Here is a 223-nt window from a genome sequence, read left to right on the forward strand (position 1 = left end):
CATTGCATATGAAATTCTTCAAATGGTGGACCCTGCAGGACTCGAACCTGCGACCGATCGGTTATGAGCCGATAGCTCTAACCAACTGAGCTAAGGGTCCAGTGATGTTTAAAGGGCGATTGATGGGGATCGAACCCACGAATGCCGGAGCCACAATCCGGTGCGTTAACCACTTCGCCACAACCGCCACGGGCTAAAATATATATGGTAGCGGCGGAGGGAA

2 tRNA genes are annotated in these 223 nt (G+C 52.0%); both read right to left on the bottom strand.

Features of this window, described 5'->3' with window-relative positions:
• Nucleotides 1–23: 23 nt before the first annotated feature.
• A tRNA-Ile gene (locus CHH53_RS17060) sits at nt 24–100 on the bottom strand.
• A gap of 14 nt (nt 101–114) precedes the next feature.
• A tRNA-His gene (locus tag CHH53_RS17065) sits at nt 115–187 on the bottom strand.
• Nucleotides 188–223 lie beyond the last annotated feature (36 nt).

Source organism: Terribacillus sp. 7520-G, assembly GCF_002271665.1.
In the GTDB taxonomy this organism is placed as follows: Bacteria; Bacillota; Bacilli; order Bacillales; family Amphibacillaceae; genus Terribacillus.